Raw genomic sequence first — 11359 nt, forward strand, 5'->3', positions numbered from 1 at the left:
TTTATAAATATTCTCCAATTACAAAAGAAATCATACCACCAATTGAAATAAAATACAAAAGAAATTCTGACTTATTTTGAGTTTTTTTTCACATTAAAAAAAATGACACCTAGACGGCTTACGCATAAGCATTCTAAGGGCCATTCATTTAATTTATTTCGTACCAAACAATCGATCACCTGCATCGCCCAAACCTGGGACAATGTAGCCATCTTCATTCAAGTGATCATCAAGTGCTGCTGTATAAATATCAATATCAGGATGTTTTTCACGTAAAGCTGCAACACCTTCTGGAGCCGCAACAAGACAAACAAACTTAATTGTCTTTGCGCCGCGCTTCTTCAATGCATCAACTGCCATAATAGCAGAACCACCAGTAGCAAGCATTGGGTCTACTACAAGAAGATCACGACTAGCAATATCTTCAGGCATTTTTACAAAATATTCTGTTGGTTGGAATGTTGTTTCATCACGGTACATACCAATATGTCCAACTTTAGCTGCTGGTAATAATTCCAAAATACCATCAACCATCCCTAAACCAGCTCTTAAAATAGGAATAATAGCAATTTTCTTACCAGCCAATGTTTTTTGTGTTGTTTTACCCATAGGTGTTTCAACGATAACATCTTCTAAAGCAAAATCGCGAGAAACATCATATACCATTAGTTCAGCAATTTCATTAACAACTTCTCTAAATTCTTTTGTACCACAGTTCTTATCACGTATAATCGTTAATTTGTGTTGAATTAACGGATGGTCCATCACTTGAAATTTGCCCATTACGAAACACTCCCTTAAATTTAGTCTATTCTATTTTAGCGAATTATTACCTAAAATACTAGTCTTAAACGTATTTAATTTGTGAAATAGGATGCTTTTTAGATAATGCTAAAACTTGCGAACCAATTTCGGCTAATTTATCGTCATCATCGTGAAATTGAATTGCGTATAGAATTAGAATTGCAATCACTTTTACGTCTTCGCTGTCAAACCCACGAGTAGAAATTGCTGGCGTTCCAATTCGAATTCCAGACGTTTTAAATGGGCTCAATGATTCATTTGGAATTGTATTTTTATTCACAGTAATATGAACACGATCTAATAAGTTTTGAACTTCTTTTCCATTTAACCCAGAAGGTGTTACATCTAAGTTCATTAAGTGATTATCAGTTCCACCAGAAATAACTCTCACTAAATCTGACTGTGCAAATACGCCAGCCATTGCTTGTGAATTCTGAACAACTTGATACATATACGCCGTAAATGCTGGTTGCGCTGCCTCATAGAATGCTGCCGCTTTCCCAGCAATTACGTGTTCAAGTGGGCCACCCTGTGTACCAGGGAAAACTGCCGAGTTTAGTTTTTTAGCATATTTTTCTTTAGCAAGAATCATTCCACCACGAGGGCCACGTAACGTTTTATGCGTTGTTGTCGTAACAACATCAGCTACATCTACGGGATTTGGATGCAGTCCAGTAGCTACAAGACCAGCAATATGAGCCATATCTACCATTAAATAGGCGCCAACTTCATCAGCGATTGCTCTAAATTTTGTAAAGTCGATCATTCGACTATAAGCTGAGGCTCCAGCAATAATCATTTTAGGTTTTTCTTTAAGTGCTATCTCTCGAATAGCATCATAATTTAAACGTTCTGTTTTAGAATCAACACCATAACTAACAAAATTGTACAATTCACCTGAGAAATTTACTGGTGAACCATGCGTTAAATGTCCACCATCGTTTAATTTCATTCCTAAAATCTTATCTTGAGGTTCTAAAAATGCCTGGTAAACGGCCATATTAGCTTGTGAACCAGAATGTGGTTGTACATTGGCATATTCAGCATGGAATAGTGCCTTAGCACGATCAATAGCTAATTGTTCAACTACATCAATATACTCACAACCACCGTAGTAACGCTTATTAGGATACCCTTCAGCATACTTATTGGTTAACACGCTACCTTGTGCAGCACGTACAGCATCAGAAACGATATTTTCAGACGCAATTAATTCAATATTGTCCTCTTGGCGTTTTTCTTCATGAGCGATTGCATCCCACAATTCTTTATCCTGTTGTTTATATTTCACTTTTTCAGCATCCATAAGTTCAACAATATTTTGGCTACTTGCTGCTTTTTCAAGACGGTTCATGTAAGCAACACCCAATCCCTTTTTATCAAACCCTTCAACTAAAATCATTTGAACATTAGGGTTGTCATCGAAGTAGCGTAAACCGTCAAAAAGTGATTGGCTTGCTGATTCAATTGTTTTTCCTAAAGAAGAATAGCCACTATTCTTAGGTATCTGATCCGTATCAATTTGACCTTCTTTTGCCATTAATCCGATTGCAATATCTTGTTTAGCGACCCAGTCTAAAATATCTGACCAATTTTGTGTTGAATCAACAATCACAACTTGTGCTCTTGGTGCATAATGTCGATACTTCATCCCAGGTGCTTTTGGCGTTTCTCCTTCGGCAACTTCATGTGTATCATCACTAACGTGTCCAATTACATCCTCAATTTGTGACTGAGTAACTGCTCCAGGTCTCAAAATTGTTGGTTCATCTGTACTCATGTCTAAGACAGTTGACTCCACCCCTACTTTTGTTTGCCCATCATCAATGATACCAGCAATTTTACCATTCAAATCATGAGCAACATGTTCTGCCATTGTTGGACTAGGTTTACCTGAAGTATTAGCTGAAGGGCCAACAATTGGAACGCCCGACTTAATAATAAAATCTAATGTAACTTTGTTATCTGGCATTCTAAAGGCTGCAGTTTCTAAACCGCCTGTAACAGTCTTTGAAAGAGCTCCTGCTTTTAATTTAAGGATAAGCGTCAATGAACCCGGCCAAAATGTTTTAATTAACTTTTCCACATTGGCAGTAAGTGGTTGTGCATATTCCCGAACTGTCTCTACATCGGCAACGTGTACGATTAGTGGATTATCACTTGGTCGACCTTTTGCAGCATACACTTGTTTGACTGCCTCTTCATTTGTCGCATCGGCACCCAATCCGTACACTGTTTCAGTTGGGAATGCGATCAATTGTCCTTGCTTTAATAACTCTGCAGCAGTTTCTATTTCATTAGGTTGATAAATAATTGTTTCCATTAACTCAACACCCCTTTTATAATTTTGCGTGAATCATTCTTTGATTATCAAAACTATCTTTTTTTCCTTCTATTAAAACTGCATTTTCAAATGCGTTTGTTAACATCTTTATCACGGCGTTTTCTTGTTGATACCCTATTTCAAAGAAAATATCTCTTGGTTTTTGCGTGAAGCGAGCCACCTCTTCTATCATTCTTCGATACAAGATTAGACCATTTTCAGCTGCAAATAATGCGACTTGCGGTTCATGTTCAATCACACTTTTATCCATCACATCTCGCTCATTTTCGGCAATGTATGGTGGATTAGACACGATGACATCCACTTTCAATTCATGAATAGGTTCTGTTAAATCTCCAATCAAAAATGTTACATCAACTTGCTGTGCTTGTGCATTTTTTTTGGCAACCGTAATTGCTTCTTTAGAAATATCACTTGCAAAGATTTGCCAATTTGGTCGCTGTTGTTTTAAAGCAATCGCAATTGCTCCAGAACCGGTTCCAATATCAGCAATTACCAACTTCTCATTAGCAGGCAATGTCTCCAACATCCATTCTACCAATTCTTCCGTCTCAGGTCTCGGAATAAGGGTTGCTTCGGTCACTTTCAATTGCATACCAAAAAAGTAGGCATGACCAATAATGTATTGTGCCGGCATTCCATCACAAAATTGCTGAATATCTATCTGATATTGTTGCCACTCATTTTTTGGCATTTTTGTTTGATAATTCATTAATAAATCAGTCGTTGACCAGCTTAGTCGCTCTAATAATAACCACTGACCACTTTCAACTTCTAACTTATGTTCCTCTATACACAAAGAAGCCCATTTCAAGGCTTCATAGTAGGTTGGATTAGTCATTTTCTTGCAACTTTTCCATTTTTTGTGTTTGATCATATAAAATCAATGAATCGATTACTTCTTCAAGTTCACCATTCATAACACGATCTAATTTATTCAATGATAATCCAATTCGATGATCAGTCACACGATTTTGAGGGAAATTATAAGTTCTAATTCGTTCTGAACGGTCCCCTGATCCAACAGCTGATTTTCTATTTTCATTGTAAGCACTTTGTTCTTGTTGTGAATAGAAATCATAAACTCGAGCCTTCAAAATTTTCATAGCTTTTTCACGATTTTGTTGTTGTGAACGTTCATCTTGCATAGCTACAACAATGTTTGTTGGTAAATGGGTCATTCGGACAGCAGATGATGTCTTATTAACATGTTGTCCACCGGCACCAGAAGAACGATAAACATCCGTTCTAATATCTTTTGCATCAATTTCAATTTCAACATCTTCTGCTTCAGGCATAACACCTACTGTTGCAGTAGAAGTATGCACACGTCCAGCTGATTCTGTTGATGGAATTCGTTGAACTCGATGTGCACCACTTTCATATTTCAGCTTAGAAAAGACACTATCACCATTAATCAACAGGACAATTTCTTTAAAACCACCGACTTCAGTCACATTTTTATCCACAATTTCAACAGTCCAACCTTGCTTCTCAGCGTATTTAGAATACATTGAGAATAAATCTGCAGCAAATAAACTAGCTTCATCCCCACCGGCAGCGCCGTGAATTTCCATGATAATATTTTTATCATCATTAGGATCCTTAGGAATTAATAGTACCTTAATTTCTTCTTCTAAAGCTGCTTTTGCTTTCTTTGCGTCAGATAATTCTTCTTTAGCCATTTCAGCCATTTCAGAATCTAAATTTTCGCCTAGCATTTCTTCAGCATCTGCAAGTTCTTGAACAACAACTTTATATTGGCGATATTTCTCAACTGTTTCGCGGATACTTGCCATTTCTTTTGATAATTCCATAAACCGATTATTATTTGAAATAATCTCAGGATCAGACAATAATTCGCCTAATTCTTCATAGCGATCATCAACTGATTGTAATTGATCATACATTTCATCCATTTTATATTGTCTCCTCTTAATTCTTTATCTTTCTAGTCTATCTGATTATTGTAATTGTGTCATCAACGGATTGTTATAATGTTTACGACATACTGGATAATAATCTTCATTACCACCTATTAAAATTTGTTCGCCAGCATATACAGGTTTACCATCATGAATACGTAAATTCATGATGGCCTTTTTATGACAAAACCAGCAAATTGTTTTCATTTCTTCAATCTTGTCAGCATATAATAATAAATATTTTGATCCTTCAAACAATTCGTTTTTAAAATCATTCTTTAACCCAAAAGCCATAACTGGAATATTTAATTCATCCACAATTTTAGCTAATTGAATAATATGTGCTTGTTTTAGAAATTGTGATTCGTCTATTAAAACACAAGCAGCATTTGAATTAGTCTGTTGAACTAAATCAAAGACATTTGTTTCTTCAAAAATAGGTGTCGCCTCACGTTTCAATCCAATTCGACTTGAAACAAATCCAACACCATCCCTGTCATCCACACCACTTGTTAAAATAATAACTGATTTATTTTGTTCTTCATAATTATGCGCAACTTTTAAGATTTCAATTGTCTTACCACTATTCATTGCACCGTATTTAAAAAATAATTGCGCCATAATAAACCTCTTCTGTTTTTCAGATTTCCGTCTTTAAGTATATCCGATTTAAGCTTGGATTTCATTAAATAAAAATTTTTTCTTAATATTAGGCATTTTATATGTAGAATTTTGTAATTATGCTATTATAGACATAATATAAATTCAGTAAAGTAGGCTATGACGTGGATTCTATCCTATGTAGTCAATTTTCTGTAAACGGAGGATATTTTAATGACGATAAAAAGCTCAATAGCAACTGTCGCAGGGAAATCATCATATTGGTTTTTGCACACCTTTCTAAAAGGTGGTAGCTCTCTACCCGGCAAAATAACTGCCGCGTTAGATCCAGAAATTTTAAAAACATTAGGTGCTAATTATGACGTTATTGTCATCACTGGAACCAACGGTAAAACCTTAACAACCGCCTTAACAGTTAAGGTTTTAGGTGCTAAATATGACCATATCTTAACAAACTCTGCTGGATCAAATATGGAACAAGGTATTATCACAGCATTTCTAACGGATAAGCGCAAAAAAAATGAGCGTCCTCTTGCTGTTCTTGAGGTTGATGAAGCAAATGTCATTAAAGTAACCCAATACATCACGCCTAAAGCATTTGTTCTAACAAATATTTTCCGTGATCAAATGGACCGCTACGGTGAAATTTATACAACTTACAAAAAAATTATTGATGGGATTAAATTAGCACCCAATGCAACAATTATTGCAAATGGTGATGCACCCATTTTCCATTCAATTGAATTACCAAATCCTTTTGTTTTCTACGGTTTTAATCATGAAGAGGAAACAGAAAGTTTAGCACCTACGAATACTGATGGGATTCTTTGTCCAGTTTGTCAACATATCTTACATTATAAAACCCGTACGTATGCTAATCTCGGGAAATATTATTGTCCAAACTGTCATTTTAGTCGTCCAAAATTAGACTACCAATTAACATCACTTTTAGAACAAACACCCACATCATCTCACTTTATAGTTGATGGACAACCCATGGAAATTCATGTCGGCGGTTTATATAACATCTACAACGCCCTTGCTGCTTATGCAGTTGGTCGTGTCTTCAATGTTGGTCCTGCAACAATTAGTAATACATTAAGTGAAGACGATGAGCAAGTCTTTGGTCGACAAGAAGTCATCCATGTTGAAGACAAAGACATTACCTTAGTTTTAGTTAAAAATCCAGTTGGCCTCGATCAGGTACTAGATATGATTGCAACAGATACAGAACCATTCTCGTTGGCCTTCTTATTAAATGCAAATTACGCAGATGGTATTGATACCAGTTGGATTTGGGATGGGAATTTCGAACAATTAACACAAATGAACATTCCTCAATTCATGACGGGTGGTGAACGTTATAAAGATGTTTCATTCCGTTTTAAGGTCGCTGGTGTCAAAGATGAACAATTAATTAAAGAACCTGACATTGCTAAAGTTATCGAACAACTTAAAACCTTCCCCACAAAACATATTTACGTTTTAGCCACTTATACAGCTGTTTTACAGTTACGTAAATCACTCGCTAATGATGGTTATATCAAGGAGGGCATGTAATAATGGCAAAATATCATTTAAACGTCGCCCATTTATATGGTGACTTATTAAATACTTATGGTGATGTTGGTAACCTATTGGTGTTAGAATATTATGCCAAGCAAATGGATACTGACTTACAAACTGAAGTCATCAGTTTAGATCAACCTTTTGACAAAGATCATTTTGACTTAACTTTCTTTGGTGGTGGACAAGATTTCGAACAAAAAATTGTCTCAAAAGATATTCAAGACAAAAAAGAGGCCTTAACCGACTATATTGAAGATAACGGTCCCCTCCTCGCAATTTGTGGCGGTTACCAATTACTTGGTCAATATTATGTCGGTGCTGATGGTGAAAAAATTCCTGGCATTGGTGCAATGAGTCATTATACAGAGACACAAGATGACAATCGTTTTATCGGAGATATTACGATTCAAAATGAAGATACCGGTGAAACTTACCATGGTTTTGAAAATCATAACGGGATGACCTTCCTCGGTAAAGATGAACGACCACTTGGTAAAGTGTTAAAAGGTAAAGGTAATAATGGTAGTGATGCTTCAGAAGGTGTCATTTACAAAAACGTTTTTGGTTCATATTTCCATGGCCCAATCTTAACAAGAAATGGTGAATTAGCTAAACGTCTACTACTGCTTGCGTTGCATCGTAAATATCCAGATGTTGATTTTAGTCAACAAGAAGCACTCGTTATCGAACCAACATTTTAGTAAAAAAATAAAGATTCAAACAATAGTATATTATTGTTTGAATCTTTATTTTTTTATGCTTTTTCTCCAGGTTCTGATGCAATAATTTGCATATCACCTGTAATTGTCCATTCTTTAACTTCGTTTGGTAAAATAAAATGCATACCCATTTTTAAATCATATATTTTATCATCGACTTTAATCTGACCTTCACCTTTTAAAACTGAAACAAGAGTATAAGGTGCGACTGTTCTTTTAAAATTTGCTGATCCGTTTGAAATCAACCATTCATAAACACTAAAGAATGGTGTTTTAACAAAGGTTGTTACTTTGGCATCCCCGACCATTTTTGTTTGAATATCGAGTTCAGGAACTTTATTAGGCACATTAGTAACATCAATCGATTGTTGAATATGCAAGTCACGCTTCTTACCCGTTGTTGCATCCACACGGTCAAAATCGTAAACACGATATGTTGTATCACTACTTTGTTGCGTTTCAAGGACCATCACACCAGAACCAATGGCATGAATTGTACCACTAGGAACATAAAAGAAATCTCCCGCTTTAACAGGTACATGCGTAAATAAATCATCCCATCTTTCGTCATGAATCATTTCCGCTAATTCTTCACGTGTTTTAGCATGGTGCCCATAAATAAGTTCTGCCCCAGGTTCGGCTGAAATAACATACCAACATTCTGTTTTACCAAGTTCATGCTCATGTTGCATTGCATAAGTATCATCCGGATGTACTTGAACTGATAAATCTTGATTAGCATCTAAAATTTTAGTTAGAAGTGGAAAAACATCCCCTTTAGCATTACCAAAAACTTCACGATTTGAATCCCAGACTTCATTCAATGTTTTGCCAGCAAATGGACCATTCAAAACAGTACTTGGGCCATGTGAGTGTGCGGAAATAGCCCAAAGTTCACCAGTATGATTACTTGGAATATCATATCCAAAGACCGTTTTAAGATGATCACCACCCCAAATTTTTTCTTGTAATACAGGTTTTAAGAATAAAGGTTCTGTCATTAGTTGCTCTCTCCTTCGTTAAACATATTATTGGTTTATTTTATCATAAGCGGTTACATTTTTGAATGTTAATCGGTTACAATCCAGCTTTTTCCGTTAAAAAGCTTTCTATAATTTCATCTCGTTTTACCAAATAGAGACTATTATCACTCGTCGGATGTACCCTATTCGTTAAGACAACCAACCCGTCTTGCATGGATTGATCCATTATTATAAATGTTCCTGTATAACCAGTATGATAGACAGATAAGCAATCGCCATCTCCACGAAGATCCCAGCCAAGTGAACGACCCAAGCTTCTTGTAGGTGTTTGATCTGAGAATAACATTTGCGTCGTCTCCGGCCGTAATACTGGACGTTCAGGACCATCTGACATAAACCACTGCATAAATCGTAATAAGTCGGATACAGTGGAAAATAACCCTGCCGATCCACAATGTTCTTTTAAAATCCGTGCTTTGGGGTCATGAACAATACCCTTTAAAAGACCTAAGTCAGGAATAATCTCAGTTGGAACACTTCTTGAGATATTTGGACTAAAAGTACTATCAGTTAATCCTAAGGGATTTAAGACTTCTTGCTGCAATGCTTGCTGAACAGGAATTTTTAAAATACTTTCAATAATATATCCTAAAAAAATTAGTCCGATATCACTATAAATAACTTTTTTTCCAAGATTTTCACCATTACTTAGTCCGAATAGTGCTTGTTTTAAATCTGGTTCCGATAATTGATTTCGATTTTTAATATACCCTTGAAAATCTGCCGTATGCGTCAACATATGCCGTAAAGTCACCCGTTCGTCCTGATAATTTGGTAGGTATTTTTTTACGGAATCATCAACATTCAAACGACCCTCTTCTTGTAATTTTAAAATAAGAGTTGTTGTTCCTATCACTTTAGTTAGTGATGCAACGTCGTAAAGTGCATTGTCAGCTAATTGTTCAGTTTCAGGGACTAATTGCGAATATCCCAAATAGTTTTGATTGCTAATTGTATTATGATGGATAACCCCATATGAAGCACCAGGAACAATACCATCATTAACTAACTGTCGAATTTTATTTATCGTTTTAGGATATAGCAATCGTAATCACCCCTTTTGATTAATCTTCACAATTGTAAATTTACCTTTTTTAAAATCAACGTTACTAACACTAGCATTCTTCAAGAGCATCGTTGGAAGTTGATTTTTTTCTAAGCTGTCGATAAAACTTGATAACACAAGACCATGAGACACAATTAAAATATTTCCTCCCTGCGTCTGGTACTGATTCCCAATATCCGTTAATGTATCAATTATTCGACTAGTCATCTTATCATATGTTTCAGCTTGGCTAGTTCCTTCAAGCTCTGCGAACATATTTACTAAGTTTCTAAAGCGATTATGCCCTAAAACGGCCTGACTCACTTTAAAAAAACCAAATTTTTTAACAAGCATTGGAATTAAATCTTTATTTTTCATCTCTTCTAGTCGACCAAAATCGACTTCTCGAAGTCCTCTTAATGGTTGAAATTCAAACGAAGAGTCATGCTTTTCAAGAATAAAGTCCGCAGTATCTTGCGTTCGTTTTAAGTCACTTGTGTACACGGCTTCAAAATAGACATCTTTTAATTGTGTTCCCAAATTTCTAGCTGCCTCTCGCCCCTTGTGTGTCAGACGAGAATTAGTCACGCCTTGTAGCCTCTTTAATCTGTTCAATCGTGTTTGACCATGTCTTACTAAATAAAAATGAACTGTCTTCATCGCCTGCACCTCCATAAAATGGTTTATATTTGTACCTTCAAGTATACGCTACCATTAAGATTTTACCTAAGTAAAAACCTAAAATATATTTTTAAATTTAGTCTGTCTACGACTATAATAAAATAAATCAAAACATTTTCGTTTAAATTGGTATAATGAAGTAAATCATTTAGATGGGGAGTGTCACTTATGGCTAGTAATTCAGATTCTATATTCTTCGTCTTATCTTATGTCAGACGACATCCAGAAGACGTTTTCTTTTCACGCTTGACCTATACTAATTCAATAACCCTCGTCATACCAGGAAGCGTCAAAGTAGCTGATGCTGATATTTATTTTTTACCAGATAAACTAACTGTTAATCGTCTCACTGATGATTTCGTTTCAAAACACGGTGATTTATTAGATTACTTTAACGATAAATTAGATCATTCCATCCCTGACTATATGGACGTCTGGGTAACAACCGTGTATCTGACACATCATGATAAATATTTAATTGAACTTTCATTTGAACAAAATGTCTAAACAAAAAAGTGATTAAGCAGGTTCTGAAGTGAACCCCAAAAGTTGGAGTAAATATTAAGCGATCATCTGGTCGGTATGTTTTCGATATTCAATCGGAGACA

Annotated in this window: 11 protein-coding genes and 1 pseudogene; 3 read left to right on the top strand and 9 right to left on the bottom strand. The window is 35.6% G+C overall.

The features are described from left to right. Positions 1-153: 153 nt before the first annotated feature. The 6 genes and pseudogenes from upp to AC1RP1_RS05860 form a co-directional block, all read right to left on the bottom strand. Positions 154-783, bottom strand: coding sequence for a uracil phosphoribosyltransferase (upp, locus tag AC1RP1_RS05835; protein WP_409022301.1), 630 nt, complete (start codon positions 781-783; stop codon positions 154-156). 64 nt (positions 784-847) lie between these two features. Next, positions 848-2110, bottom strand: coding sequence for a serine hydroxymethyltransferase (gene glyA / locus AC1RP1_RS05840; protein WP_481761720.1), 1263 nt, complete (start codon positions 2108-2110; stop codon positions 848-850). A 33-nt stretch (positions 2111-2143) separates the two neighbouring features. Continuing rightward, positions 2144-3127 (bottom strand): annotated as a pseudogene (locus AC1RP1_RS05845) (L-threonylcarbamoyladenylate synthase); the annotation flags it as partial. A 16-nt stretch (positions 3128-3143) separates the two neighbouring features. After that, positions 3144-3989 carry a peptide chain release factor N(5)-glutamine methyltransferase gene (gene prmC, locus AC1RP1_RS05850; protein ID WP_481761636.1) on the bottom strand — a complete coding sequence of 282 codons (846 nt, stop codon included), beginning with the start codon at positions 3987-3989 and terminating at the stop codon, positions 3144-3146. Further along, the gene (gene prfA, locus AC1RP1_RS05855; protein ID WP_409022299.1) at positions 3982-5067 is read right to left on the bottom strand and encodes a peptide chain release factor 1; all 1086 of its coding nucleotides are present in this window, start codon (positions 5065-5067) and stop codon (positions 3982-3984) included. The genes prmC and prfA overlap by 8 nt, the downstream gene beginning before the upstream one ends. Positions 5068-5112: 45 nt before the next feature. Then, on the bottom strand, positions 5113-5694 hold the full coding sequence (locus AC1RP1_RS05860) for a thymidine kinase (protein WP_409022298.1): 582 nt from the start codon (positions 5692-5694) through the stop codon (positions 5113-5115). A gap of 213 nt (positions 5695-5907) precedes the next feature. Here AC1RP1_RS05860 and AC1RP1_RS05865 point away from each other — a divergent pair, with 213 nt between their 5' ends. After that, positions 5908-7254, top strand: a complete 1347-nt coding sequence (locus AC1RP1_RS05865; RefSeq protein WP_481761635.1) for a MurT ligase domain-containing protein — start codon at positions 5908-5910, stop codon at positions 7252-7254. Between the two features lie 2 nt (positions 7255-7256). Beyond that, a complete protein-coding gene (locus AC1RP1_RS05870; protein WP_409022296.1) occupies positions 7257-7964 on the top strand; it encodes a type 1 glutamine amidotransferase in 708 nt (235 codons plus the stop codon). 53 nt (positions 7965-8017) lie between these two features. Here AC1RP1_RS05870 and manA read toward each other — a convergent pair whose 3' ends face one another. The 3 genes from manA to AC1RP1_RS05885 form a co-directional block, all read right to left on the bottom strand. Then, positions 8018-8983: a mannose-6-phosphate isomerase, class I gene (manA, locus tag AC1RP1_RS05875; protein WP_481761634.1), complete on the bottom strand. Its 966-nt coding sequence runs from the start codon at positions 8981-8983 to the stop codon at positions 8018-8020. A 76-nt stretch (positions 8984-9059) separates the two neighbouring features. After that, complete coding sequence (locus tag AC1RP1_RS05880) at positions 9060-10070, bottom strand: serine hydrolase domain-containing protein (protein ID WP_481761633.1); 1011 nt, start codon at positions 10068-10070, stop codon at positions 9060-9062. 6 nt (positions 10071-10076) lie between these two features. Next, positions 10077-10730: a histidine phosphatase family protein gene (locus tag AC1RP1_RS05885; RefSeq protein ID WP_409022293.1), complete on the bottom strand. Its 654-nt coding sequence runs from the start codon at positions 10728-10730 to the stop codon at positions 10077-10079. Between the two features lie 189 nt (positions 10731-10919). Here AC1RP1_RS05885 and AC1RP1_RS05890 point away from each other — a divergent pair, with 189 nt between their 5' ends. After that, positions 10920-11258, top strand: coding sequence for a hypothetical protein (locus tag AC1RP1_RS05890; RefSeq protein ID WP_481761632.1), 339 nt, complete (start codon positions 10920-10922; stop codon positions 11256-11258). Positions 11259-11359: the final 101 nt, after the last annotated feature.

It is taken from the genome of Dellaglioa sp. CoH-56-MRSF-13, from assembly GCF_056782095.1.

What these genes read in the sequence shown, in the direction of transcription:
- prmC (WP_481761636.1), bottom strand. Translation starts at nt 3,989, where the DNA reads ATGACTAATCCAACCTACTATGAAGCCTTGAAATGGGCTTCTTTGTGT.
- prfA (WP_409022299.1), bottom strand. Translation starts at nt 5,067, where the DNA reads ATGGATGAAATGTATGATCAATTACAATCAGTTGATGATCGCTATGAA.
- manA (WP_481761634.1), bottom strand. Translation starts at nt 8,983, where the DNA reads ATGACAGAACCTTTATTCTTAAAACCTGTATTACAAGAAAAAATTTGG.
- AC1RP1_RS05865 (WP_481761635.1), top strand. Translation starts at nt 5,908, where the DNA reads ATGACGATAAAAAGCTCAATAGCAACTGTCGCAGGGAAATCATCATAT.
- AC1RP1_RS05860 (WP_409022298.1), bottom strand. Translation starts at nt 5,694, where the DNA reads ATGGCGCAATTATTTTTTAAATACGGTGCAATGAATAGTGGTAAGACA.
- AC1RP1_RS05890 (WP_481761632.1), top strand. Translation starts at nt 10,920, where the DNA reads ATGGCTAGTAATTCAGATTCTATATTCTTCGTCTTATCTTATGTCAGA.
- upp (WP_409022301.1), bottom strand. Translation starts at nt 783, where the DNA reads ATGGGCAAATTTCAAGTGATGGACCATCCGTTAATTCAACACAAATTA.
- AC1RP1_RS05870 (WP_409022296.1), top strand. Translation starts at nt 7,257, where the DNA reads ATGGCAAAATATCATTTAAACGTCGCCCATTTATATGGTGACTTATTA.
- AC1RP1_RS05885 (WP_409022293.1), bottom strand. Translation starts at nt 10,730, where the DNA reads ATGAAGACAGTTCATTTTTATTTAGTAAGACATGGTCAAACACGATTG.
- glyA (WP_481761720.1), bottom strand. Translation starts at nt 2,110, where the DNA reads ATGGATGCTGAAAAAGTGAAATATAAACAACAGGATAAAGAATTGTGG.